Source organism: Streptomyces sp. NPDC059371 (assembly GCF_042751995.1).
GTDB lineage: Bacteria > Actinomycetota > Actinomycetes > Streptomycetales > Streptomycetaceae > Streptomyces.
Genome location: NZ_JBHYXD010000003.1, coordinates 81,433 through 106,261, shown reverse-complemented (window position 1 = coordinate 106,261; position 24,829 = coordinate 81,433). Strand labels below are relative to the sequence as shown.

24 protein-coding genes are annotated in these 24,829 nt (G+C 67.5%); 19 read left to right on the top strand and 5 right to left on the bottom strand.

Translation table 11 applies throughout. The annotated features are described in order from the left end of the window. Nucleotides 1-215 precede the first annotated feature (215 nt). A complete protein-coding gene (locus tag ACFXGX_RS02890; RefSeq protein WP_384783988.1) occupies nucleotides 216-983 on the bottom strand; it encodes a LuxR C-terminal-related transcriptional regulator in 768 nt (255 codons plus the stop codon). An 869-nt stretch (nucleotides 984-1,852) separates the two neighbouring features. Here ACFXGX_RS02890 and ACFXGX_RS02885 point away from each other — a divergent pair. The 13 genes from ACFXGX_RS02885 to ACFXGX_RS02825 all read left to right on the top strand — a co-directional run bounded on the left by ACFXGX_RS02885 (nucleotide 1,853) and on the right by ACFXGX_RS02825 (nucleotide 14,687). Beyond that, the gene (locus ACFXGX_RS02885; protein ID WP_384783986.1) at nucleotides 1,853-3,097 is read left to right on the top strand and encodes an ATP-grasp domain-containing protein; all 1,245 of its coding nucleotides are present in this window, start codon (nucleotides 1,853-1,855) and stop codon (nucleotides 3,095-3,097) included. A gap of 20 nt (nucleotides 3,098-3,117) precedes the next feature. Then, nucleotides 3,118-4,176 (top strand): LLM class flavin-dependent oxidoreductase, encoded by a 1,059-nt coding sequence (locus tag ACFXGX_RS02880; RefSeq protein ID WP_384783985.1) that lies wholly within the window; start codon nucleotides 3,118-3,120, stop codon nucleotides 4,174-4,176. A 268-nt stretch (nucleotides 4,177-4,444) separates the two neighbouring features. Beyond that, nucleotides 4,445-5,689: an acetyl-CoA carboxylase biotin carboxylase subunit family protein gene (locus ACFXGX_RS02875; RefSeq protein WP_384783983.1), complete on the top strand. Its 1,245-nt coding sequence runs from the start codon at nucleotides 4,445-4,447 to the stop codon at nucleotides 5,687-5,689. Between the two features lie 193 nt (nucleotides 5,690-5,882). Continuing rightward, nucleotides 5,883-6,389: a flavin reductase family protein gene (locus ACFXGX_RS02870; RefSeq protein WP_384783981.1), complete on the top strand. Its 507-nt coding sequence runs from the start codon at nucleotides 5,883-5,885 to the stop codon at nucleotides 6,387-6,389. A 106-nt stretch (nucleotides 6,390-6,495) separates the two neighbouring features. Next, nucleotides 6,496-7,560, top strand: a complete 1,065-nt coding sequence (gene hppD, locus ACFXGX_RS02865; protein WP_384783979.1) for a 4-hydroxyphenylpyruvate dioxygenase — start codon at nucleotides 6,496-6,498, stop codon at nucleotides 7,558-7,560. Nucleotides 7,561-7,612: 52 nt separating this feature from the next. After that, complete coding sequence (locus tag ACFXGX_RS02860; protein WP_384783977.1) at nucleotides 7,613-8,530, top strand: phytanoyl-CoA dioxygenase family protein; 918 nt, start codon at nucleotides 7,613-7,615, stop codon at nucleotides 8,528-8,530. Next, nucleotides 8,530-9,441 (top strand): prephenate dehydrogenase, encoded by a 912-nt coding sequence (locus ACFXGX_RS02855; protein WP_384783975.1) that lies wholly within the window; start codon nucleotides 8,530-8,532, stop codon nucleotides 9,439-9,441. Before ACFXGX_RS02860 ends, ACFXGX_RS02855 begins: the two co-directional genes overlap by 1 nt. Nucleotides 9,442-9,480: 39 nt before the next feature. Beyond that, complete coding sequence (locus ACFXGX_RS02850) at nucleotides 9,481-10,785, top strand: PLP-dependent aminotransferase family protein (protein WP_384783973.1); 1,305 nt, start codon at nucleotides 9,481-9,483, stop codon at nucleotides 10,783-10,785. 133 nt (nucleotides 10,786-10,918) lie between these two features. Next, a complete protein-coding gene (locus ACFXGX_RS02845; protein ID WP_384783971.1) occupies nucleotides 10,919-11,995 on the top strand; it encodes an alpha-hydroxy acid oxidase in 1,077 nt (358 codons plus the stop codon). 295 nt (nucleotides 11,996-12,290) lie between these two features. Continuing rightward, nucleotides 12,291-12,500, top strand: a complete 210-nt coding sequence (locus tag ACFXGX_RS02840; protein WP_384783969.1) for a hypothetical protein — start codon at nucleotides 12,291-12,293, stop codon at nucleotides 12,498-12,500. Nucleotides 12,501-12,849: 349 nt separating this feature from the next. After that, a complete protein-coding gene (locus ACFXGX_RS02835) occupies nucleotides 12,850-13,548 on the top strand; it encodes an SDR family oxidoreductase (protein ID WP_384783967.1) in 699 nt (232 codons plus the stop codon). A 270-nt stretch (nucleotides 13,549-13,818) separates the two neighbouring features. Then, nucleotides 13,819-14,154 (top strand): hypothetical protein, encoded by a 336-nt coding sequence (locus ACFXGX_RS02830; RefSeq protein WP_384783965.1) that lies wholly within the window; start codon nucleotides 13,819-13,821, stop codon nucleotides 14,152-14,154. A 29-nt stretch (nucleotides 14,155-14,183) separates the two neighbouring features. Further along, entirely contained in the window at nucleotides 14,184-14,687 is a 504-nt protein-coding gene (locus ACFXGX_RS02825) for a hypothetical protein (protein WP_384783963.1), read from the top strand. On the opposite strand, the gene ACFXGX_RS02820 is transcribed toward ACFXGX_RS02825, so the two are convergent. Then, on the bottom strand, nucleotides 14,660-15,241 hold the full coding sequence (locus ACFXGX_RS02820; RefSeq protein ID WP_384783962.1) for a hypothetical protein: 582 nt from the start codon (nucleotides 15,239-15,241) through the stop codon (nucleotides 14,660-14,662). The genes ACFXGX_RS02825 and ACFXGX_RS02820 overlap by 28 nt on opposite strands. A gap of 66 nt (nucleotides 15,242-15,307) precedes the next feature. On the opposite strand from ACFXGX_RS02820, the gene ACFXGX_RS02815 reads away from it, so the two are divergent. Next, the gene (locus tag ACFXGX_RS02815; RefSeq protein ID WP_384783960.1) at nucleotides 15,308-16,444 is read left to right on the top strand and encodes an FAD-dependent oxidoreductase; all 1,137 of its coding nucleotides are present in this window, start codon (nucleotides 15,308-15,310) and stop codon (nucleotides 16,442-16,444) included. Nucleotides 16,445-16,732: 288 nt separating this feature from the next. Here ACFXGX_RS02815 and ACFXGX_RS02810 read toward each other — a convergent pair whose 3' ends face one another. Further along, nucleotides 16,733-17,398 (bottom strand): DUF4389 domain-containing protein, encoded by a 666-nt coding sequence (locus ACFXGX_RS02810; RefSeq protein ID WP_384784217.1) that lies wholly within the window; start codon nucleotides 17,396-17,398, stop codon nucleotides 16,733-16,735. Between the two features lie 523 nt (nucleotides 17,399-17,921). Here ACFXGX_RS02810 and ACFXGX_RS02805 point away from each other — a divergent pair. From ACFXGX_RS02805 to ACFXGX_RS02795, 3 genes are all read left to right on the top strand, one after another. Next, nucleotides 17,922-18,911 carry an alpha/beta fold hydrolase gene (locus ACFXGX_RS02805; RefSeq protein ID WP_384783958.1) on the top strand — a complete coding sequence of 330 codons (990 nt, stop codon included), beginning with the start codon at nucleotides 17,922-17,924 and terminating at the stop codon, nucleotides 18,909-18,911. Nucleotides 18,912-19,141: 230 nt separating this feature from the next. Then, the gene (locus tag ACFXGX_RS02800) at nucleotides 19,142-19,900 is read left to right on the top strand and encodes a hypothetical protein (RefSeq protein WP_384783956.1); all 759 of its coding nucleotides are present in this window, start codon (nucleotides 19,142-19,144) and stop codon (nucleotides 19,898-19,900) included. Continuing rightward, nucleotides 19,897-20,403: a hypothetical protein gene (locus tag ACFXGX_RS02795; RefSeq protein WP_384783954.1), complete on the top strand. Its 507-nt coding sequence runs from the start codon at nucleotides 19,897-19,899 to the stop codon at nucleotides 20,401-20,403. The genes ACFXGX_RS02800 and ACFXGX_RS02795 overlap by 4 nt, the downstream gene beginning before the upstream one ends. A gap of 66 nt (nucleotides 20,404-20,469) precedes the next feature. On the opposite strand, the gene ACFXGX_RS02790 is transcribed toward ACFXGX_RS02795, so the two are convergent. Both ACFXGX_RS02790 and ACFXGX_RS02785 read right to left on the bottom strand, forming a co-directional pair. After that, complete coding sequence (locus ACFXGX_RS02790) at nucleotides 20,470-22,128, bottom strand: acyl-CoA dehydrogenase family protein (protein ID WP_384783952.1); 1,659 nt, start codon at nucleotides 22,126-22,128, stop codon at nucleotides 20,470-20,472. After that, nucleotides 22,125-22,778 carry a TetR/AcrR family transcriptional regulator gene (locus ACFXGX_RS02785; RefSeq protein WP_384783950.1) on the bottom strand — a complete coding sequence of 218 codons (654 nt, stop codon included), beginning with the start codon at nucleotides 22,776-22,778 and terminating at the stop codon, nucleotides 22,125-22,127. The genes ACFXGX_RS02790 and ACFXGX_RS02785 overlap by 4 nt, the downstream gene beginning before the upstream one ends. 100 nt (nucleotides 22,779-22,878) lie before the next feature. On the opposite strand from ACFXGX_RS02785, the gene ACFXGX_RS02780 reads away from it, so the two are divergent. Together ACFXGX_RS02780 and ACFXGX_RS02775 are read left to right on the top strand one after the other, a co-directional pair. Then, complete coding sequence (locus ACFXGX_RS02780) at nucleotides 22,879-23,481, top strand: TetR/AcrR family transcriptional regulator (RefSeq protein WP_384783948.1); 603 nt, start codon at nucleotides 22,879-22,881, stop codon at nucleotides 23,479-23,481. Nucleotides 23,482-23,946: 465 nt separating this feature from the next. Then, a complete protein-coding gene (locus ACFXGX_RS02775; RefSeq protein WP_384784215.1) occupies nucleotides 23,947-24,822 on the top strand; it encodes a TauD/TfdA dioxygenase family protein in 876 nt (291 codons plus the stop codon). Nucleotides 24,823-24,829: the final 7 nt, after the last annotated feature.

The following is a 24,829-nucleotide window of genomic DNA, read 5'->3' as shown; positions in this document are numbered from 1 at the left end:
AGCCCGTGGGCCACGGCCGTACCAGCGGCGTCGGCGCGGCCGGGTCGACCTTCGCCGACCTGCCCGAACCCGCCGCGCCGAGAACGCCGCCCGCAACCTCGGATCCGCCCGGGCATCCCGCCTACGAGCAGATGACGCTTCGCCTCGCATTATCAGCAGTCGACGACACCTCGGCGAATCGGACATGCCGCCGTGATTCGCCCTCTCAGGCCGTCCTACTCGCCTTCGCCTCTGCCCCAGAGATAGCCCATCTGCATCCGGTTGTGTGCCTCGAGCTCTCGCTTCATGGTGGCGATATGACCCTGCAACGACCGCTCACTGATGCCGAGCCGCCGAGCTATCTGCTTGTCCGGGTAGCCGTTGATCAGCAGGCGTTTGATCGAGTCACGCATTGCGGGCATGACTTCCTTTGCTGCTATCGCTGCATAATTCGGGACGAACGGGAAGGGCTTTGCTCGATCCCACGACCTGTTGAACATGTCACGAAGAAAACCGACGACGGCCGGCTCGCTCACCGCGACCGCAGAGGTGCGGTCTGCGTTCGCCGCGATGAAGGCGACGTCGTCCACGATGATCAGGCGGTCGAAGAACTCGTCGAGCGTCCGGACTGAAGCTCCGAGGCTTATTGCCTTTTGGACGTACTCTTTTGTCGCCTCGTCGAAACGCGTCGTGTGTTGATAGAGAGTACGCATGACGACGCCGGCGGCTAAGTGACGCCGCACGCTTTCCAGGGCGTCGTCAAGAACTTCCCTCGGGCGAGGGCCGTCCGGTTGCGCGGTAAGAATTTCCCGCCGGGAGCCCGACAAGGCGTCATCGATGGCCTGAGCGATGGTGGATAGGCCGTGAATTTCGCGGACATCCGAGTTCCTGCTGGTGGCTGTGTGCGATCCGTCGTGCAGTCGGCTGGCCTGCTCATCGACGAGTCGGCTCAAGTCCGTCAAGTGTTTGGCCATTCGCCGGGCGAACTCTTCCGGCTTCGTCACGGCGGGTGGCTGAACAGTGTGTCGATCGCGACTCTCAGTGCCTGCCTCATCACCCAAAGTGGCTAGCCCTGTCGTGAGCCCTTCCCATTTTTCTTCATTTTCCATATTGGACCCCCGTGAAGATCGGCAATGCGTGAACCGGAGCCATCTTAGCGTCTGGCCTGATCGGGGGTGGTGCAGGAAGGATTGGGTGCAGGTCAGGGCTTGATTGCCGCCGGGATATTCGTGTACTGAATTGATGGAAACGAGTGGAAAAGTTGAGGGAGGCGCGAATGTGCTGTTCTGCCTCGACTGTGATCGTCGGCTTTACTGCAGGCCAGGCGCGCAATTCACTCGAATGGGGTGCGTGAACAGCTACCGAGATAGCTGGGGCCAAGCCGACTTTCTACCTCGCGCCCAATGGGCTGCGGTGAATGGATAAATGCATCATGCATGTTCGTTTAATCTTGACTCGTATGAAGCGCACCGTACGTGTGGCGTTCATCGGCGGCATCGCCGGTGTGGCAGTGGCGACAGCTATTGGGTGCGGCTCGTGCTCGTCGTCCGTCACTCCGGCGTCTGCGGTCGGTGCAAGTGTGGTACTGGCCGGCGATGTCGGCTGGAATAGTGTGACGCTCTCCGCACCCTGACCGCGCGGAGAGCGCGGCGGGTTCCCGCTGCCCGATACGCCGGAGCGCGAGAAGCCGCCGCTCCGCCGAGTGGATTGTTGCCCATCGACTTCGGGGGATTTCTCGGAGTGCGCGTGACGGTCTACTTTCAGTTCTCCGTCAATGGTGGCTGTGGACGGCGGAAATCCTCAATGCGCTGAGGTCTGACTTCTCGTCACGTGAACCATGGCCGAGCTCAGAGCTAGAACTCGAGGAAACCCTATGCCTTATCGCGTCCTGGTGGTGCAACCTGCGTTCTCCGCGAACGCCTATATCGCTCATGCCCGTTCTCTCAATTGGGACGTCGTGGTGGCCTCCTATGAGGCCGAAGGTCGAAGAGTCGCCGAGTCCGTGCGATCTGCCGCGACAGAGATGATCATGACGGATACCAACTCCGGGGATGTCCTGGAGGCTGCCGTTGTCCAATCCCACCAGCGGAACGCCATTCATGCCGTTGTCGCCGGGGGCGAGTACTACGTGCCTGCAGCCGCCCGGCTGTCCGCGCGGCTGGGGCTGCCCGGTCTCGCCGGCACGGCCGTGGACCAGGTCCGGCACAAGGCGAGGATGCTCGAGGCGGTGGCTGCGGCCGGCCTGCACGTACCGAGGTTCACTGTGGTCCGTGAGCTGGCGGAACTCGATGCAGCATGTGCTTACGCGGGCTTCCCCGCAGTCATCAAGCCGGTCGATTCCGGCGGGAGCGTTCACGTGTCGCGCGTCGACTCTTTCGAGGAAGCACGCCGGGCGGTGTCTGCGATCCACGCCGAGGAGGGACTCGAGTTCGACCGGCCGCTGACCGCCGATGTGATGGTCGAACAGTACGTGGCTGGAACGGAGTACAGCGCCGACGGCTATGCCAGCAGCGGCGAAGTCACCGTTGTGGCGGTGACGCGAAAGCTGCTCGGTCCCGAGCCTCGGTTCCTGGAGTTGGGGCATCTCACGCCCGCGCCGCTCGACGAGGCTGTCCGCCACGAACTCGCGTCGTACGCCGTGGATGTCGTCAAGGCGGTGGGGATCACGACGGGGCCGTTCCACTGCGAACTGCGCCTCAGTGAGGGGCGCCCCGTACTTATCGAGGTGGCCGCGCGCCTGCCCGGTGGCAAGATCACCGAACTCATGGAGATGGTCACCGGCCTCAGGCTGCCCGGAAAGGTCCTCGCGGACATCACCGGCGCGGATCCCCAGAGCGCGGCGGCGTATGGCGAGCCGGTCGCCAAGGCGACTGGAATCCGCTTCCTGACCGCGGGCGGCGCAGGTTCGTACGCGCGACTCGAAGGCTGGGACGAGCTGACGTCTGAGCCGTGGGTGGTGGGGGGTCACGTCCTCATCGAACCGGGCGCCGGCATCAAGACCGATGAGACGGACTACAGCTGTCGGATCGCGGCTGTCGTCTTCACCGCGGACTCCCCGGAAGAGGCGCTCGAGCGCTGGTCCGAGATCGGCGACCGCGTACGCGTGGTCAGCACCTGACACAGAAGGAAGGATCGAACATGAACCCTCTGCGCCTCCACTGGTGCTCGCCGCCCGACACGGGACAGGCGAAGCCCACGGATCCTTACAACATGGGCAAACTCGACATGGGGGAAGTCAGGGACTTCGTCCAGGAGGCCGATGAACTCGGCGTCGACAGCCTGTTGTTCGGGATCTCCAAGCGACTTCCCGATCCGATCCCGGTGATCGGGGCGCTGTCGCAGGTCACTGATCGCGTCAGGTTCATGCTCGCCTATCGGCCGGGCCTGATGGCGCCGCCGCTCTTCGCACAGGTCGTCAACACTCTCTCCTGGATGACGGACGGGCGCATCGCCCTCAACATCGTGTCCGGAACCTCTCCGGCGGAGCAGGCCGGATACGGCGACTTCCTCAGCCATGACGAGAGGTACGCGCGCTGCAACGAGTTCCTGGAAATCCTCCGGGGTCTCTGGGAGGGCGAGTCACCGCTGAGCTACGACGGGCAGCACTACATGCTCAAGGAAGCGGAGCTCGGCCTCGGATACAGCGGGGGAGTGCGGCCGCAGATCTACCTCAGCGGGGCGTCGGCCGTGGCGCAGCAGACCGCGCTGGCCTTGGGGGACTGCTGGCTGCGCTACGGAGACACCCCTGAGGCGCTGGCACAGGCCAGCCGGCCGCTCGTCGAGGGCGGGTGCCGCGTGGGTACCCGCATGCACGTGCTGGCCCGTCCCACCCGCGAGGAAGCCGTGGCGGAGCTTGCCGAGCTCGTGCGCAATCCGAACGAGGACCACAAGGAATGGGTCCGCCAGGCGCTCAGCACCACCGACTCCGAGGCGGTGACGTCCTCCTACAAGTTGGCGAACTCCGCAGTCGACGAATGGCTCTCGCCCTATATCTGGACGGGTGCCGTGGCCTACCGCGGGGGTCCGGCCCTGTGCATCGTCGGCAGCTATGAAGAGGTGGCCCAGTACATCTACAGCTACAAGGCCGCGGGTATCAGTGAATTCATCTTCTCGGGGTGGCCGACCCGGGACGAGATGAGGAACTTCTTCACTCATGTGGCTCCCCTGATTCGCCGTCTTGAGGCAGAGGCGTCCTGAGCGAGCAGGGCGACCATCTGCGCGCTGCCCGGACCGTAGCCAGGCGGCCGTGCAATCTCGCGAAACGAAGCCCTGCGGTGATCGCCACGAATACGTGTGACGAACCGAAAGAAGCGATCGAGTTCACCCCCGCGGACGGTGCCGATCAAGGCCGGCGCCGCAGTGACGGAGCAGCGTGGCTGTTCACGTACCTCACCCGACTGAATTGCGCGTCTGACCTGCGCCAAAGCTGGCGATCGCATACGTGAACAGCTACGGAGGAGTAATCATGCACATTGTCGTCATCAACCGGTGGCCGAGGTTCCAGGAGGGGCCGCGCTGGGACTTCTCGATGGGCCGCTTCGAGGAGCTCATCGACCATGAGCGGCACCAGGTCAGTTACGTGGTCGACGCGGTCGGCGCCACCGGAGTCCTTGCCGATCCCGAGCAGATCGCCGACCTGGTCGAGGTCGAAGACCTCAACGACTTCGAGGCAGTTTGCGGAGCGGTTCGGAAGACCACGGACCACGTCGGCCCGGTCGACCGGCTCGTCGCCGTCTCGGAGGCCACCCTCGGTATCGCGGCCGAAGTCCGCGCGGCACTCGACATCCCCGGTCCGCGACCCGAGGACGTGGCGCTCTACCGGAACAAGCTGCGGATGAAAGAAGCCGTGGCGAAGGCTGGTGTCCGCGTGCCTCGGTTCGCTTCCTGCGACAACGCCGAATCCGCAGTGGACTTCGCGCGGGTGCTCGGGTTCCCACTGATACTCAAGCCGCTGTCCGGCGCGGGGAGCAGGGGGGTGCACCGCATCGAGGACGAGGCCACGCTCACGACGCTGCTGGATCAGATCGACACCGGGGACTACGAACTCGAGGAGTTCATCGACGGGCCGATCTACCACGTGGATGGCTTTGTCGGCGAGGACTCGCAGATCCCGTTCATGGCGGTGTCCCGCTACATCGGCGACTGCCTCGCCTTCGAGGCCGGCCGGCAGCCGCTCGGCTCGGTCGTCGTCCAGGACTCCCCGCTGCGCGACCGTGTGCACGAGTTCGCCCGGCAGTGCGTGTCGGGTCTGGGCATGAGCTCCATGCCGTTCCACCTCGAGCTCTTCGTCACGGCCGAGGGGGACCTGGTGTTCCTGGAGATCGCGGGCCGGATCGGCGGGGCCGAGGTGCCGTACCTCACGGACAAGCTCTTCGGGGTCAACCTCTTCGAGCTCTGGCTGGACGCCGTGTGTGAGGGCGGGGCGACGGTCCCGCCGCAGACGGGCGACCCGTCCGGCGGCTGGCTGATCATCCCGAAGCCCGCCGGACTGCCGGCCGAGGTCGTCTCGGTGACCTCCATGCGGGACCACTTCGCCACGATCTGGCGGGAGTTGGTGCCGATTCCCGGCGAGGTGATGCAGCCCGGCGGCAGCTACGACGCGGTGCACAGCGGGCGGTTCATCCTCACCGGCGACGAGTCGGCCGTGGCGGAGGACATCCGGAAGATCGTCGCCGATTTCCGGATCGAAACCGCTCCGGTGCCGCAGTGAGGAATCCCGGACCGGGCCCCACCCGGCCGAGCACAGCGGAAGCGACGATTGCCGCCCGGGAGCAGACGCTCGCGGGCACGCTCGCGGACCGACCGCTGCTGAAAAGCCTTGGGGGCCGCACCGCACCATCAGGGGCCGTCGGTTGCTTCGGCCTACCAGAAAAAATTCACGAGCTGCTCCGCGGGGGAACTTGATGGACGTCGGTTCTGTTCGCTTCAGCGAACTCTTTGGCTCGTTCCCGACTTCGATCGCCATCGTCACGGCAATGGACGGAGCGGGTGAGCCGTACGGCTTCACCAGCAACGCCGTCTGTTCGGTGTCGGCGGCGACGTCGACGCTGCTGGTCTCCGTCGGCAAGGGGTCCCGCACGTTGCCGGCGATTGTTTCGTCGCAGGCGTTCGCGGTGAACTTCCTCTCCTCGTCCGCGCGTGACGCTTCGCAGGTGTTCGCGAGCAAGGCCACGGACAAGTTCGCACATGTCGAATGGCGCCCCTCGGCCGTTGCCGGAGGCGCTCCGTTGCTCACCGAAATCGCACTCGGCATTGCGGAATGCAGGGTTGAGAATGCGATCGAGGTGAGTGACCATTGGCTTTTCGTAGGCCGGGTGGAAGGCGCTGAGACCTTCCATCGCGAGCCACTTCTCTACCGTCGGGGCGACTACGGTGTCTGGTCCCCGCTGAACGAGTTTTCCACTGCCTAGTGCGACGTTCGCACCCGAATCTCCTGATTCGACAGGCAGTCCCTTCCCGAAAACATATCGACATCTCGACTTCCTTCTGTCGACGATGGAAGCAGAAGGGTTTTACATGGATATCGGGGCCGTAGACCACATCGAGTTCTACGTCGGAGATGCCCAGCAGTCCGCGTTCTACCTCTGCACCGCTTTCGGCTTCCGTATCTGCGGCCAAGCCGGACCCGAGACCGGACAGGCCGACCACCGCTCGCTGCTGCTGCGCCAGGGCGGCATCGAGGTCGTCCTCACCTCCGCCCTCAACCCCACCCACCCAGCCGCTTCCTACGTGATGCAGCACGGTGACGGCGTCGCCAACATCGCGTTCGAGGTCGACGACGCCACCCGTGCCTTCGAGCTGGCAGTCGAGCGGGGCGCCGTCGCCGTCGAACAGCCCACCGTCCACAGCAAGGACGGCACCGAGGTGGTCACCGCCGCGGTCCTGGGCTTCGGTGACGTGGCCCACCGGTTCGTCCAGCGCACCGGCGACCGCAAGCAGTTCCTGCCCGGGGTGATGGACATCATTGCCGCGGACCCCGAGGCGGGCGAGGAGCTGCTCAGCACCGTGGACCACGCGGCGATCTGCCTGCCCGCGGGCCAACTGCGCCCCACGGTCGCGTTCTACGAGCACGTCTTCGGCTTCTCGCAGATCTTCGAGGAGTTCATCGAGGTCGGTTCCCAGGCGATGGACTCCAAGGTCGTCCAGAGCCCGTCCGGCAAGGTGACCTTCACCCTGATCGAGCCGGTCACCGACCGCCAGCCCGGCCAGATCGACACCTTCCTCGCCCGCCACGGCGGCGCCGGCGTCCAGCACGTGGCGCTGCTCTGCGACGACATCGTGGGCGCCGTGCAGACCCTGGAGCAGCGGGGCGTCACCTTCCTGCAGACGCCGGGCTCCTACTACGACCAGCTGCAGGAGCGCTTCGAGCGCTCCGCGCTCGCGATCGAGGACCTGCGCCGGACCAACGTCCTGATCGACGAGGACCACTGGGGCCAGGTGTTCCAGATCTTCACCCAGTCCCCGCACGTGCGGAAGACGTATTTCTGGGAGGTCATCGACCGGCACGGCGCCCGCACCTTCGGCAGCGGCAACATCAAGGCGCTCTACGAGGCGGTCGCCCGCGAGAAGGTCGTCTCCTGACCGGGCTCAGGGCGCCGTCCATCCACCGAACTACCGACCTGTAAGGAAGACCATGACCACCGAGGCCATCCAGACCTTCGCCCTCACCGACGAGGAGCGCGCGCTGCTGCCGACCGACGAGGACGTCGCCTTCTACGCGGAGCACGGCTGGTACCTGTCGAAGAAGCTGTTCACCGACGAGGAGATAGAGCAGCTGGAGGCCGCCAGCGAGCGCTTCTACGCAGGCCATCGCGACCGTACCCTGCCGGTCCGCCCGCCCAAGCTGGCCTACTGGGAGCCGGAGAAGGGTGACGTCCAGCGGCACAACGACTACATCCACTACGAGGACGACACCATCGGCCGGATCCTGAGCAAGCCGCTGCTGGGCGCGGTCGCCGCACGCCTCGCCCAGGCCGAGCAGATCCGGGTGTTCCAGTCGACGCTCATCTACAAGCCCCCGGCGTCGCAGGAGCAGTCGAACATCGTGCCCTGGCACTTCGACCGCCACTACTGGTCCACCTCCACCTCCGAGCGGATGCTGACCGCCTTCATCCCCTTCCACGACTGCGGCGAGGAGATGGGCACCATCACCATGGTCGACGGCAGCCACCTGTGGAAGGAGACCGCCGACAACGACGCCACCTCGCTGCACTTCGCCGAGCGAGACCGCTCCGAGCTGGACCAGATGCTGGAGGAGAACGCGGCGTTCAACGGCGTGGAGGTCACCAAGATCCCGGTCACGATCCCCAAGGGGCACGTCAACTTCCATCACTGCCGCACCTACCACGGCAGCGGTGCCAACGTCAGCGACCGTCCGCGCCGCGCGATCTCCTTCCACCTGCAGGACGGCGAGAACCACTACCGCGAGTTCCTCCGCTCGGACGGCACCCAGGTCGGCTACAACCACGACGTGCTGGTGCGCCGCACGGTCGATGGCACTCCCGACTACAGCGACCCCGAGTACCTCCCGCTGCTGTGGAGCGACCACTGATGCGTAGTGCCGCAGTGGTCGGTACCGGGTTGATCGGCACCTCGATCGCCCTGGCCCTGCGTGGCCGGGGGGTGACCACCTACCTGATCGACACCGACCCGGAGGCGGCGCGCACGGCCGCCGAGCTCGGGGCAGGCATCGCGGGCAGTCCGCGTGAACCGGTCGACCTGGCGGTCATCGCGGTACCACCGCAGTACGTCGCTGCGGCCCTCAGAGAACACCAGCATCGGGCGCTGGCACATGACTTCACGGATGCGGCCAGCGTCAAGGAGCAGGTCCAGCAGGAGGCGGCCCGGACCGGCTGTGACCTGACCCGCTTCGTCGGAGGTCATCCCATGGGCGGCCGGGAGCAGTCGGGTCCGCTGGCCGCGAGCGCTGACCTGTTCCACGGTCGTCCCTGGGTGCTCACTCCGGCCCCGCAGACCCGGGCGCAGACGGTCGAACGCGCGCGGAACCTGGCTGAGCTGTGCGGGGCCAGGCCGGTCGTGATGACCCAAGCGGAGCACGACCAGGCGGTCGCGCTGATCTCCCACACCCCACATCTGGTGTCGAGCCTGCTCGCGGCGCGTCTGCTGCACGGCGAGCAGTCCCAGCTCGGGCTCGCAGGACAGGGACTCCGCGACGTGACCCGCCTCGCCGGAGGCTGCGTCGAACTGTGGACCGACATTCTGGGCACGAATGCCGTGGCCGTCGCCGACGTCCTTGCGGAGTTCTCCCACGACGTGGCGCTGATGGTCGACACATTGCGCACACTGGGCACCGCCCGGAAGCCGGAGCAAGGCAGTGCCTCAAGGGATCGGCTCGCGTCGGTCCTGCTCCGCGGCGTGCAGGGAAGGGCTCGGATCCCCGCGTTCAGCACGGACGAAGCCGGCCCGAGCCGGACCTATGCAACCGTACCGGGAGGGGTGTGAGGGATGACTCAAGTTGGAGCGCCACCAGATCAGGCCCTGTTGCTCGCCGACCTGCACGGCTCGCTCAGTGCCCCGGTCCTCGACGCGATGACCTTCCTCAATGAGGTCGTCGGCCGCTTCCCGGACGCGATTTCCTTCGCTCCGGGCCGGCCGACCGAGGGCGGCTTCGAACCCGAGGACCTCGCACGCCATCTACAGACCTACACCACGTACCTCGAGAAGGAACTCGGCTGGTCACGTGATCAGGTGCGGACCCAGTTGTTCCAGTACGGCCGTACCAGCGGCATCATCCGTGAACTGATCGCCAGGACGATCGCCAACGACGAGGGAATCCAGGTCCCGCCGGAAGCGATCGTGGTGACGACGGGCTGCCAGGAGGCGTTGCTCCTCACCCTGAGGGCGCTCTTCGCCAGGCCCGAAGACACTCTGCTGGTCAGTTCACCTTGCTATGTGGGCATTACCGGTGCGGCCCAGCTCTTGGGCATCCGAGTGCGCCCCGTGCCTGAAGGCCCCGCCGGACCCGATCCGGAAGCCGTGCTCGCGGCAGTCCACGCCAGCAGGCAGGCGGGCGAAAACCCCCGGGCCTTCTACGTGGTCCCGGATTTCGGCAACCCCTCGGGAGCGAGCATGAGTCCGGCGGCGCGGAGGCGTCTGCTCGAGTTGGCCGCTGACGAAGACTTGCTTGTCCTGGAGGACGACCCCTACGGGTTCTTCGTCCGAACCGGATCAGCCCGCCCGACGCTGAAGGCCCTCGACCACAGCCGCCGTGTGATACTCCTGGGCTCCTTCGCCAAGACCGCGCTTCCTGGAGCCCGTGTGGGCTACATCATCGCCGACCAGGAGGTCGTAGGCCCAAACGGCAGGCGCACGATGCTCACGGACGAACTGTCGAAGATCAAGAGCATGACCACGGTGAATACCTCGGCCATCAGTCAGGCCGTCATCGGCGGGCTGCTGGTCGAAAGCGACTGTCGGCTTCGCACCGCGAACTCTCACGCTGTCGCTCACTACCGCACCAACATGGACACGCTGCTCGACGAGTTGGAGCGGCACTTCCCCGCGGCGCGCCGGGCTGAGGCCGGAGTCCGCTGGAACCGTCCCGACGGCGGCTTCTTCGTCGTCGTCGACGTCCCTTTCGTTGCCGACCACCGGGCTCTCGAGCTCTCCGCGCGGTGCTTCGGGGTGCTGTGGACCCCGATGCGCGACTTCCATCTGGACGGCGGCGGCACTCATCAGTTGCGTTTGTCGTGCAGCTCACAGAGCCCGCAAGAGATCACCGAGGGCGTCGCGAGGTTGGCCGACTTCATCACCGCGCAGACAACCGGCACAGCCGGCTCGTACTGATGATGCGTCAGTTATGCGGCCTTCTGGCGGCGTACCCGACCTGCGGAAACGCGGAAGTCCGGCTGTAGTACTGGGCCCAACGGCACATGCGCGCCGGCGACCCGCCCACCGCACGGAGAATGGAGAATAGAAGGTGCCGAATCTGGACGCTTACGAGGCTGCGGCCAAGGAGCGGCTGCCGAAACCGGTCTGGGACTTCCTCGCAGGCGGCAGCGGCACCGAGTCGATGCTGACGGCGGGCCGGGAAGCCTTGGACCGGATTCAGTTGCGGCCGCGCTGCCTCGTCGACGTCTCTCGCTGCGACTCCTCAACCGCGCTACTGGGCACCGAGTTGGCGGCTCCATTGGGTATCGCTCCCATGGCCTACCATCGGCTCGCCCACCCTGAGGGCGAGGTGGCAACGGCGCGTGCCGCGGGCGCCGCGGGCGTGCTGTTCACGGTGAGTATGTTCGCCAGTCGGACTCTTGAGGACATCGCCGCCGCGGCCAGCGGCCACTTGTGGCTCCAGCTCTACTGGCTCAAGGACCGCGGGGCGATGACGGATCTGATCCGCCGGGCCGAGTCCGCCGGCTATCGGGCGCTGGTGCTGACCGTCGACGCACCCAGAGTCGCGTTCCGCCCGCGCGATGCCCATAACGAGTTCGTGGTGCCGCCTGATGTGCGAGCGGTCAACATCTCTCCGGAAGTCATGGCCGCTTCCCACCGGAGCCTGAACGGGCAATCGGCTGTCACACGGCACTCGAGGGAGCAGTTCGACGCCTCGATCACCTGGGAGGACCTTGCCTGGCTGCGCGGAGTGACGTCTCTGCCGGTGGTGCTGAAGGGTGTGCTGACGGGCGAGGACGCCGAACTGGCGGTCAAGAACGGCGTTTCGGGGCTGGTCGTCTCCAATCATGGCGGCCGACAGCTCGATTTCGCCAAGAGCGCTCCGGAGTGCCTCACCGAGGTGGTGGACGCTGCGGGAGGGAGATGCCAGGTCATCCTTGACGGGGGGATCCGACACGGCGCAGACGTGGCCAAGGCCCTGTGCATGGGCGCGGACGCGGTCATGATCGGACGTCCGGCTCTGTGGGGGTTGTCGCATTCCGGTGCCAAGGGAGTCGCGGGCGTCCTACGGCTGCTAATTGACGAGTTCGAGGAAGTCATGGCCTTGACGGGCGCGCCGTCAGTCGCCGATTTCGGACGGTCGGGAGTCTCCTACCGAGGCTGATTCACGGCTCCGAATGGACAGTTGTCATGTTGACGCGTCGATGACGGCACCGGAACGCCGACCGACCGGAGGTATTCGCCCAAGCTTGGCAGGGACACCGCCAGAGCTCGACAGCAGCCTCTCCGATGTCTGACACAGCAGGCGACCGCTGCGACTGCCGTAGCTTGACCACCGAGTGAAGACCGGTTCGAGGCACCCGAGCGTCAGGCGGTGGTCGGGCATCCAGCCGTGCAGCGACAGCACCAGGCTCTATCCCAACCCGCCGGGCATGGGAGCCTCGCCCGCGCCCGCCTCCATGTCCAGCTCCGACGACATGCTTCAGGCGGTCGACGACTTCGTCCAGACCGAGATCGGATCCGAGCGGTTCCTGCTTGTCGACGAGTCGTTCGGTGGCTACCTGGCGCGGGCGCTGACCCGCCGTCGCGCCGACCAGGTGCTCGGGCCGGCCCTTATTGATACCCAGGTCGGCCGGATCACCGTACGGCTGCCCAGGGTGGGCTGGTAGCACCGGTGAGACAAGTGAGCCTTCTCTCCTCCCAGTTGGGTTAGAAGTTTTCTTTGTTGAAGCCCGGGAGCGCCCGTGACCGGCACTACACACCCTGCCAAGACCACAGGTCACAGGACCCCGGTGGCGTAGTAACAGTAGTAACATCGGGGTCATCTTTCAGCAGTTGATCGTCGACGGCATGACTGACATGCCCTCCGACCGACCGCACAACCGCCGCTTCGTCTGCCGCAGCGTCCTGAGACTCGGCGGCAACTTGGCGTGGTTCACGGATCACGCGTCGGTCGGCCGATCAACACCTTGAGCCCTGACACGTCGTCGATGCCGCCATCAATGAGGAGGCCGCCCCATGGAACCCGTCACGTTGATCACAGGTGGTTCGAGCGGAATCGGCGCGGCCGCTGCCCGTGCCTTGCTCAAGCAAGGTCACTTCGTGGCTATTACCGGCCGCAATGCCGATCGGCTGGCCGCATTCGCTACCTCAGCCGGAGCGGGGGAGCGGCTACTGACCATTAGTGGCGACGCCAGTGACGAGAACCATGTCGCCTCCGCTGTGAGTCATGTCGCAGGCGTCTGGGGTCGGTTGGACACGGTGATCGCCAACGCCGGGTTCTCCCTGCCCGGCACCCTGGAGGACCACGAGCCTCAGGCGATGCGTGCCATGGTTCTCACCAACGTCCTCGGCCCGGCTCTGCTGGTGCGTGAGGCACTCCCGTACCTCAGGGAGTCCAAGGGCCGGATCGTGATCGTCGGTTCGGTCGCGGGGACCAGGAACACGCCCGGCAACCTGTACTCCGTCACTAAGTGGGCCACGCACGCCCTGGTCGAGAACGTCCGGCTCTTGGTGGCCAAAGACCGCGTCGGCGTCACCCTCGTTGCCCCGGGAGTGGTGGACACCCCGTTCTGGGACGAGCGTGGCGGCTGTCCCGAGGCAGCACCGGCACTGACCGCCGAACAGGTTGCCGAGACGATCCTCTTCGCCGTCAATCAGCCTGGCGGCGTGGACATCAACCAGCTCATCGTGCGTCCTGCCGGCCAGGTCAACTGACCTCGTTCGGCGGTCAACCGCAGGCGACGGGCCCCGGGAGGTTTCGGGATCGGGTGGTCAGGCGGCTTCGGCGCGGAATCCCGTAGGTGACTCTTCCTGGACACCACAATCCAGACGTCGCCCAAGGGACAGAAGGGCGATGGGCAGGCGTCTGCGAAGTGGCGGTTCACCAACCCGGGGTGGGCTGGGCCCAGCAACGAAATTTCTTTGCCGACACCTCCGGTGCGGTGCGACAACGCCCTTCCGGGCACCTCCAAGACGGGGTGCGTGATGCCGTACACCCCGGAGATGGTCTACGCGAAGCATGGTGAGTTCCCGGAGTTCCCGGAGCTCGCGGAGCACATCGAGTACGCGCAGACCATCAACAACCTGCCGGGCAGGCACGGCACCGAGCGGTACCTGACCCGCCTCACCGACAGAGGCGAGATCAGGGGAAACCGGGACACGCCATGCCCCTCGAGCCTGCCACGGCCAGCGGGCAAGCAGTGCGACGAGTACCCCTTCGCATCGACCTGGCAGGGCGCTAGGACGGGTGGCGGCGCCTTCAGTCGACGCATGATCAACGGACCGCGGAACGAGGACGGCGGCCGGATGTGGATCAAATAGGTGGCCATCGCCCGGCAGGAGACTGCGAGATGACCGACGAGATTGAACGGGGCAGTGGAAAAGTTCCGGTTCAGTACCATCAGTTCGACATCAGCGATGAGGACGGGCCGACCGGACCCGATCTGGACCGCGGTCACAACTCACTCGTTCGGGTCGCCGACGGCGTCACCATCGTCATGACGGGAATCCACACCGGCGACGTCGATGTCACGGTGCCCCTTCATGAAACCGAGCCGACAGCCGACAGCGGTGACTGGCAGGACATCGTGGAGATCTCGGCGCACTCCACGTCTGGCGCGCTCATGGTCCGAGGAATGATGGACGACCTGGACGAAGAACTCCCCGTCCTGTCGTTCCACGGTCCTGGTGACTACCGGCTGCGTGTTCACGTCTGCGGACGGGACACTGCCGTAGACATGGCCCCCGACGAGGTCACCGAGTGGTACCTCATCCAGGCCTGGCCGGCACCTGCTCAGAAGGTGGCAGTGATCCGCCAGCCCGATGGCTACGGAGCGTCAGTTCGTACCCGCTGACCATCGTTGACACCTCTGCCCGCCCATCGCCTTTCGACGGGCGGGCAGAGGCTTGCACCGACCACGCCGCAACCGACCTCGTCGGCCTGACGGACATCGTCACCGGTCCCGTCGACACCGCGCCCGCTCCGCTGCCTGATCTGCATCCGATCCCGGTGGCCGCCGTACCGCGGCGCGCACATCAGCGTCTCGTCAGCGACGGCTGGTGTGCGGACGCCCTCGTCGATGCGGATGGGGCCCGCTGCATGCTCGGCGCCATCCGCGTCGAAGCCCGCGGCGACCGTCGCCTGGAAGTCGATGCCGCCGGCGTGCTCCTCGACGCGATCCGCGGACAGTTCGGCGTCGACGTCGAGGCCATCCCTCCTTCGACGACGCCCACGGCGCACCCCGCATCCCGCATCCCGCATCCCGCTCCGCATGGTCGACCAGGCCGCCAGCCTCGCCGACGCCGGCGGGCTATAAGCCGCCCCGCGCCGCCCGCCACGTCCGGGGCGGGCGGCGGCGACCCGGCCGGTTCGCTCCGGGCTGACGGCTGATAGAAAGTTGTAGGTCACACCGGAAATCCTCGGGGCGTCCGGTTGCCCGGTCGGTCCGGATCGTTCACCAAAGGATCGAGCATCGTGTCTTCTCGTCGAGTCGTCGTCATCGGTGGCGGGGTCATGGGCTCGTCCGCCGCGTGGCGGCTTGCCGCCCTGGGTGACCGCGTCACCCTGCTGGAGCGCTTCCCGCCCGGCCACGACCGGGGCAGCTCGCACGGCACCTCGCGGATCTTCCGGCTGGCCTACGCGGACCCCTTCTACGTCGGTCTCGCCGTGCGGTCGCTGCCGTTGTGGCGGCGGTTGGAGGAGGAGACGGGACGGCAGGTGCTCACCCTCACCGGAGCCGTCGACCACGGCCCGGCCGCCACGACCGAGGCACTGTACGAGGTCCTGACCGCCGCCGGACACCCTGCCGAGCGGCTGGCCCCGGAGGAGGTCGCCGAGCGCTGGCCGGGGCTGTGCGCCGACACCGGTGCGGTCTTCCACCCGGAGGCCGGACGCCTGCACGCCGACGAGGCGGTGACCGCCTTCCAGCAGGCGGCGCGGGCGCACGGCGCGGAGGTCCGGCACGGCGTCCGGGTGACCGGGCTGTCGGTGCACGGCGACGCCGAGGTCCGGGTGGTCACGGACACGGAGGAGGAACTGCGCGCCGATGCGGTCGTGGTCGCGGTAGGCGGCTGGGCGCCCGGAATGCTGGGCGGCGGTACCGTTCCGCCGGTCGGCGGCGTACCGGTGCTGCGTGTCACCCAGGAGCAGCCCGCGCACTTCCCCGCGGCGGACGCGCTCACCTGGCCCAGCTACATTCACCACCCGGGTGCCGCGCTGCCCATGAACGGCCTCACCGCGGACGGGGTCTACGGACTCGGCAGCACCGACGGCGTCAAGGCGGGCTTCCACGGCGTCGGCCCGGTCGTCGACCCCGACCGGCGCGACCGCACCCCGGACACCGCGATCCTGCGGGAGCTGGCGGCGTACGCCGAGCGCTGGCTCCCCGGCGTGGACCACACCGCGCCCGAGGCCGTGACCTGCCTGTACACCACCACCCCCGACCATGACTTCGTCATCGACCGGCAGGGCCCGGTCACCGTACTGGGAGGGTTCTCCGGGCACGGCTTCAAGTTCGCGTCGGTCATCGGTGAGCTGGCGGCCGCGCTGGTACGCGGAGAGCCCGGACCGAGCCGGTTCGCGCTCGGACGCCCGCGTCCCACGAGTCACTGAGCCGTCCCCGAAGCGGGGCACCCCCCACCAATTTTCACCAGGGTAGGGCTGGACGACCCGGCCGCTTGTCCCGTCCCGGCGCGCAAGCGCACCGAGGATCTACTCTCGCCCGACAACCCGGTGCGATCGGTGTTGGTTGGTCCACAGGCCGCGCCGCCGGGTTCCAACCATCTGGCCGATTTCATGCGGCCAGCCGCTCAAGCTACTGACATCGGTGCAGGTCACGAACGTGACCTGGTTTCAACTATCGAGTTTGGTCACAGGCTGGGAAGGGAGCGCGGACTGTGATCACGGCCGCTGCTGCGGAGCCACGGTTTCCGAGCCGCCCTGGTCCAGGCGGAACGGCGGGTAGGCGTCCGTCATCAGCGTGGCGTAGGCGGTGACGCGCAGGACCCACCTGTTGAGGCCGATGATCAGGTCGAACAGGTCCTTCGGATACTTCTCGGTGAAGGCCAGGATCACGGCCGCGATGATCGTCAGCACGCCGATCAGCCCACCGGACCACCATCCGAACTGGGCGCCGCCGAGGAAGAAGCCGATGACCACGTAGTGCGGGATGGCCAGGAGCCACCACTTGACCAGTACCAGGCCGCGGGAGAGCCGCTCGGGGTAGGCGATGTCCAGCCGGGCCGGGTAGTCCGGTTCCTCGCCCAGGCTGAACGGCGGGTACCGGTCGGTGCCCAGGGCGTCGTACGAGTAGTACGAGACCCGCCAACTCCAGCGCAGCACACCCAGGTTGAAGTCGAACAGGCCGCGTGGATAGCGCTCGGTGAACAGGATGGCGAAAAACGCGATCACGGTCACTACGGTGAAGGCGATCCAGAGGAAGAACAGCACCACGTAGTGCGGAATGGCGAGGATCCACTTCACGAGCCACAGCCATCGGGACAGTGGCGAGTCGATACGCGCGTTCACCCGGACCGGGCGCTCAGGGAATCCCGCCAGGTTCGTCATGGTGATCAGCTCCTTCACCTCGGCATGGACGCCGAGTGGGCTCATGACCAGCCTGGCCGCTTCCGCCCGATGGCGCGAGGGCAGCGTGGGACCGTACGGGCACCTGTCGCACTACGCGGCCACCGGTCCGGGGCACAGCCGCGCGGACAGGCGACGGAGCCGAAAAGGGCCGCCTGTCACGCCCGGCTCACCCGGGCGGTCCGCCTGGGTGTTCTCCTCAGGTCCAGCATTGGGCGGTCATCCCTGGTGAGCAAGCGCCGGCCGGGGTTGCCGTACCGGCTCACGGTGATTCCTCCTGGAAGCGCAGGCCGCGGGTCGCCGTACCGGGTCAGATGTCTCTTCTGATCACAGGTTGCTCTGTTGTGCCGGACATCTACTGGGCCACCTGTCGCTGAAGCGCGAATCCATCGACATGACCTGAACGGACGAGGTGATTCGCTCATGTGGTTCGCCGCGAATGCGCGTGCGGTGCACGGAGGACAGGCTGGCGAGCGCCCCGCCCGTCCTCCGAAGGAGATCAGTCATGACGTCGTTCCCCGCGGTACGGCCACACTCGCGCCGAATACACGCAGCCATCGCCACACTGGTGGTCGCGGCGGCCTTGTCGGCAGCGGCGCCGGCCGTGGCCGACGGAGGGGCCACCGCCCCCGACAAAGGTACTGGCGCTGCCGGGAGCAAACCGACCGTCGTACTGGTACACGGAGCGTTCGTCGACGCGTCCACGTGGAACGGCGTCATTGGACGCCTTCAGGCCGACGGCTACCGTGTCATCGCTCCGGCCAATCCGCTGCGTGGCCTGCCCGCCGACTCCGCCTACATCGCCAGCGTCCTACGGAGTGTCAAAGGCCCCATCGTCCTGGTCGGCCATTCGTACGGCGGCGCAGTGATCAGCGAGGCGGCGTCCGGCAACTCCAACGTCAAGGCGCTCGTGTATGTCTCCGCCTTCATGCCCGACAAGGGCGAGACGGTCGGCCAACTCGCCGCCAAATTCCCCGGCAGTGAGCTCAACCCCGCCTTGGTGCAAGTGCCCTTCGCGAACGCGGACGGTTCCAAGGGAACAGATCTCTACGTCGCCCCGGACAAGTTCCACGCCATCGCCGCCGCGGACCTCCCGCAGACGGCCACAACGGTTGCGGCCGCGGCCCAGCGCCCCATCGCGGCCACAGCCTTCACCGACAAGGCAACGTCCGCCGCGTGGCGGACCATCCCTTCCTGGGCCGCCGTCGCGACCAACGACAAGGCCATAGCCCCCGACCTGGAGCGCTTCGAAGCCACGCGCGCCGGCTCCCACACCGTCGAGATCGACTCCTCCCACAGTGTGATGATCTCCCACCCCGACGCGATCGCCGAGCTCATTCGCGACGCCGCCCGCGGGCAGTCCCCCACGCCGGCCCTCGCGGAGACAGGGCTCACGCCTCTCGGTCTCGTCGGGGCTGCCGCCGCCGGCGGAATGCTCGTCGCGGGCGTGGGACTCGTTGTGGTCAGCCGTAAACGGTCGACCGGCACGGAGTGATCGACGGAGTGATCGCTGGAGTCGCTCCGGCACGACCTGTTCAACACCCGCACAGCGTGGGCATGAGCTGTGCGGGTGGCCGGGCCGTGCGTTCGGCGAGTTGCGTGGCCTCGTGCGCCGCGAGAGGTCAGATTGCGTTGCCTCGTGCGCCGCGAGGAGTCGAGTTGCGTGCCTCGTGCGCTGCGAGAGACTAGGTAGAGTACGCATTTGCTAGGGAAAGAACCCAGGCCATGAGTACTGAACTCCTCGATCTGGCTATCGCCACTGCCGGCGGTAGAGAACTCTGGGACTCGGTAGGTGCCTTGAAGGCCGATGTCTCCATCGACGGCCCTGTCTGGGGGATGAAGGGCTGGCCGCCGGGGACAAGCTTCGATCAGGTTCTGACGATCGACACGGCCAGAGAACACATCGTGTTCACCCCGTTCACCCGCCCCGAGTGGCAGATGATCTTCGATGCGGCGACCGACAGCGTCACCGTGCAAACTCTCGACGGCGAACCGGTGGAGACACTCGCACCCGCCCGCGCCGCCTTCAAGGGAATGCTACGGAACACCGATTGGGACGCTCCGCACCTCGGCTACTTCTTGGGCTACGCCTGCTGGAACTACTTCACCAGCCCGTTTCTCTTCACCTACCCGGGCGTGCGGGCCCACGAGATAGAGCCGTGGCACGAGGCCGGCCAGACGTGGCGGCGCCTGCAGGTGCGCTTCCCGGCCGACATCGCCACGCACAGCCCGAACTCGGTTTTCTACTATGACGCGTTCGGTATGCAGCGTCGCATGGACTACGTCGCCGAAGTCAACAACAGCTTCCTCGTCGGCCATTACACCAGCCACCACCAGAATTTCGACGGGCTGGTCATGCCGACGCGACGACGAATGTTCCGCCGTAACCCCGACAACAGCGTCAACCTCAACTTTCCCTCCATCACGGTCGACGTCCACGGTGTTGAGCTCATCCGCTCCAACGACGAACAGGTACGGCCATGACCACCGCCAGCACCTCCTTCGATCACCCCGCGCGGAGGCTTGTCGTGACGCTGCCGCGTCCGTACGACGCGGCCTGTGAGCAGTTCGAGACCCTCGTCCCCGAGGCCGATCTCCCTCGCTTCTACCAATTGGGCTCGTGGAAGGCCACGCTCGAACTTGCCGAGATCAACGCCCCCCACGGGTTCATGCGCTATTACCGCAGCGACGTCTGCGCCCTCATGGCCGGCTCTCAGTCCCTCTGGAAGGCCACCCAGTACCTGATGGGCAATCACGTCGTCGCCGAATCGGCGTTCCGGGAGGACGCGTCGGCCGTGCTGCACGCACCGCTTCCCTCGTTGATCTACGCCGATCCGGACGGCGACACCAAACTCGCTGTCGACCAGCCCAGCTTGTTGTTCGACAGCTACGAAAATCCGCAGATCGCCGAAGTCGGCCGCGAACTGGACGCGCGCCTGGCCCAGTTGATCACGCTCCTCGGCGGTGACGTACCACCCCAGCTTTGAGCCCGACGACCACTCCCGTCGCCGGGCCCTGGTAGCCGCCGATGCCGTCGTCGGCCCCGGTGGCCGTCAGGCCGGGAGCCGTTCCAGCACCCCCGCGAAGTCCGTACCCGGCGGCAGGGTTCCGAAGGCCAGGCCCCGGTCGCCGGCCAGCCGTGACGCGCAGAAGGCGTCGGACACCGCGGGCGGTGCGTGGCGGACGAGCAGGGAAGCCTGGAGGACGAGGGCGGCGCGTTCGGCGACCCGGCGGGCTCGCAGGGTCGCGTCCTCCGTGAGGACGAGTTCGCCCCGCAACTCCCGCCAGGCGGCGTCGAATCGGGGGTCGGCGCCGGTCGCCGCCTCGATCTCCGCGTGGAACGCCTCCAGCGAGTCGGGCTCACGCGTGAGGGCGCGCAGCATGTCGAGGGCGCTGACGTTGCCGGAGCCCTCCCAGATGCTGTTGAGCGGGGCCTCGCGGTACAGCCGGGGCATGCCGGACGCCTCGTCGTAGCCGTTGCCGCCGAGGCATTCGAGGGCTTCGGCGACCGCGGCGGGCTGGCGCTTGCACACCCAGTACTTGCCGACGGCCGTGGCCAGACGCAGGAAGGCGCGCTCCCCGCCGTCCCCGCGCTGGGCCCGGTCCGCGGCGCCGGCCAGCCGCAGGGCGAGGGTGGTGGCGGCCTCCGACTCCAGTGCCAGATCGGCGAGTACGTTGCGCATGAGCGGTTGGTCGATCAGCTTGGCGCCGAACGCGGAACGGTGGCGCGCGTGATGGGCGGCCTGGGCGAGGGCCGCGCGGGTACCGGCGGCGGAGCCGAGCACACAGTCCAGGCGGGTCATGGTCACCATCTCGATGATGGTGCGCACGCCCTTGCCCTCGCTGCCGACGAGCCAGGCCACGGTGTCGTCGAACTCGGGCTCGCTGCTGGCGTTCGAGCGGTTGCCGAGCTTGTCCTTCAGCCGCTGGACGCGGAACGTGTTGCGGCTGCCGTCGGGCAGCACGCGCGGGACCAGGAAGCAGGACAGCCCGCTTGGCGCCTGCGCGAGGACGAGGAACAGGTCGTTCATCGGGGCGCTCGTGAACCACTTGTGGCCGCGCAGCCGCCACGTTCCGTCACTCTGCTCGGTCGCGGTGGTGGTGTTCGCGCGTACGTCGCTGCCGCCCTGTTTCTCGGTCATGCCCATCCCGGCGAGCAGGCCCGGCTTCTCGGCCGGGGTGCGCAGCCCGGGTTCGTAGACGCGGCTGGTGAGCAGGGGCTCGTAGACCTTGGCGAGTTCGGGGGAGTGGCGCAGGGCGGGAACCACCGCGTACGTCATCGAGACGGGGCACAGATGGCCCGGCTCCAGCATCGTGGCCAGCATGAAGCCCGCGGCCCGCGCGACATGGGCGCCGGAACGGTCGTCGGCCCACGCGGCGCCCGCGAGACCCGCGCTCACCGAGGCGTCCATCAGCGAGTGGTACGCGGGGTGGAACTCGACCTCGTCCACCCGATGGCCGTAGCGGTCGTGGGTACGCAGTTCCGGCTCATGACGGTTGGCCTGGTCCGCCCAGGTCTGCGCCTCCGCGCTGCCGACGTACCGGCCGAACCGGTGGAGGTCTTCGAGGTGCCAGGAAGCCCCCTCGCGGTTCACGCCTTCGAGCAGCACGGGGTCGGCCGCGACATCGTGACCCGTCAACGGCGGTGCCTGGTTGGTCACTTCGTGCGTCACGGCGGTGGGACGGCTGTGTGCCGTGGTGGTCGCGGTCATGAGGGAACCTCCGGTGTGCGGTCGGCGGGGAGGAGCGGGGAAGAGCGGGCAGGAGCGCCCGCGCACCGCAGGGCCATGGCGGTGATTTCCGCGAGGAGTTCGTCGGGATTCCGCTCGGCCGGGGCGCCGAGCGGGTCCACGAGCACCTCACCGATCGCGCCGGTGAGCGCCGCGGCGGTGATCTCGCCGTTCTGCGCGGGCAGCAGACCCGCCGCCATCCCCTGACGCACCACCTCGGCGAACAACGCGCGGTAGCGGCGCCGGAATTCGAGGCGCTCGGCGCCCACCGCGGCCTCGGCCGGGGCCGCGAGCAGGGCGTAGGCCAGGCCGCGGTTCTCCAGGGCCCGGCGCGCGAACACCTCGATTCCGAGGGCGAGCCGTTCGACGGGGTCGCCCTCGCCGTCCAGTACCTCGCCGAGCACCTCCACCTCACGGCCGGCGGCGCGCCGGAACACCTCCACGGCGAGGGCCGCCTTGGACGGGAAGTGCTGGTACACCGAGCCGGCCGAGATCCCGGCCGAGTCGGCGACCGCGGTCACCGACGTCTGGGCCCAGCCCACCTCGGCGACGACCGAGGTGGCGCAGGCGATCAGGTTCTCTCTGGCGGCTTCCAGCCGGCGGATCTCGGAAGGGGTCTTGCGGTACGCCATGAAAGAAGTGAACCATCATTCAGAACTTCTTGCCAGGGTCCGTCCGTCCGCCGAGGAGCGTCGGGAGAACCGGTTCGGCTGCGTCGACTAGGGTCGCGGCATGGCGGAACAGCGGGTGGAGGGCGTACGGCGGGGGCCGGGGCGCCCGCGGCAGGAGCACGTCACCACGGCGGTGCTGGACGCCGTCGTGGCCCTGGTCACGGAGAGCGGTATGGGCGCGCTCACCATGGACGCCGTCGCGGCTCGCGCCGGGGTCAGCAAGCCGGCGATGTACCGGCGCTGGCCCACCAAGCAGGACCTCGTCATCGCCGCCGCCGAGTCGCGGATCGGGTCGCTGAGCGTGCCGGACATGGGTGACTTCCGTACGGAGCTGCGGGCGGTTCTGACCGCGCGCATGGAGGCGTACCGGCAGCCCGGTGTCGCCCGTCTGCTCGCCGGGGTGATCGGGGCCTCCGCCGAGGCGGGTGCGGAGCCCGCCGCCTACCGGGCCTACACGGCGCGGGTGATGAGCCAGACGCGGCACCTGCTGGAACGCGGTGTCGCCCGGGGCGAGGTACGTCCCGACGTCGATCTGGCGGACGCCTCGACCCTGGTCGCGGCCTCGCTTGTCTTCCGGATGGTCGGGGAACAGCAACTGCCGGACGAGGCGCTCGTCGACTCGATGGTGGACATGATCGCCAGAGCGGTGGCCGTCCGGCCCTGACGCCGGACGTGGACCCGGCTTTTCTCGGAGGCCGAGGCCGGCCCGCCCGTATCGCCGGAGCGGCGACTGTCCGTCCCTGACGCCGGACGATCGACCCGGCTTTTCTCGGAGGCCGATGCCGTCCCGCCCGTATCGCCCGAGCGGTGGCCGTCCGGCCCTGACGCCGGACGTGGACGGCTGACCCGGCTTCTCCCGGACGCCGAGGCCGCCCGCCCGTGCGCCGACTGGCTACCCGCCCTTGCATCGACCGGCCGCCCGCCCCTCCCGCGTGCCCTCGGCATGCCTTCCAGGCGTTCCCGGCCGGCGGAGGCCTCGAAATCCACGCGCCGCACCCCCTTGCCCCGTCGCCACTCAATATCGATACTGCCGGTTACGTATATGGTTTCAGCGTCGGGAGGAACCCCCGTGCGCCCTGTCGTGACCAGTCCCGTCGAGCGCCCGAAGCCCGTACTGGACAAGCCGCTCATGTACTACGGAAGCCGCGTCCTGGAACGGCTCGCCCCCGGTGCCGAGCCCGCCGCCTACGAGCGCCTGGAGATCGACCCGCTCACCCCGCACTTCGGCGCCGTGCTGGGCGGAGTCGACCTGACCCGGCCGATCGACGACGAGCTCGCCGAGGAGCTGCGGCAGGCGCTGCTGGAGTGGAAGGTGATCTTCTTCCGGAACCAGACGGGCTTCACCGCCGAACATCAGCTCGCGCTCTCCGCCGTCTGGGGCTCCCCGGAGCCGAACCCCTTCTTCCCGAAGACGGAGACCGCCGGTGTGTCCCGCCTCGCCAAGGACGCGAAGGCCGCCGGCAACAAGAACATCTGGCACAGCGACCACTCCTTCATGACCAACCCGGCACTCGGCTCCGTGCTGCGCGCCGTCGAGGTTCCCGCCGCGGGCGGCGACACCCTGTGGGCTGACATGGGTGCCGCCTACGACAACCTGCCCGGCGGCATGAAGGAGCGCATCGAGCACCTCACCGCCGTCCACGACTGGGAACCCAGTTGGGGCGCGCTCATGAACGACGAACAGAAGGCCGCCTTCCGCGAGTTGTGGCCGCGCGCCGAGCACCCCGTCGCGGTGCGCCACCCACGCAGCGGTCGCAGGACCCTGTACGTCAACGAGCCCTTCACCACCCGCATTCAGGGCCTGACGGAGGCGGAGAGCCGCGAGCTGCTCGACATCCTCGTGCTCCAGGCGCGCATTCCCGAGTACCAGGTCCGCTTCCACTGGGAGCCCGACTCGATCGCCGTCTGGGACAACATCGCCACCCAGCACTACGCGATCAACGACTACTACCCGCGGCGCCGCGTCATGGAGCGCATCGCCATCGCGGGCGTCCCGCTGTCCTGAACCCGGT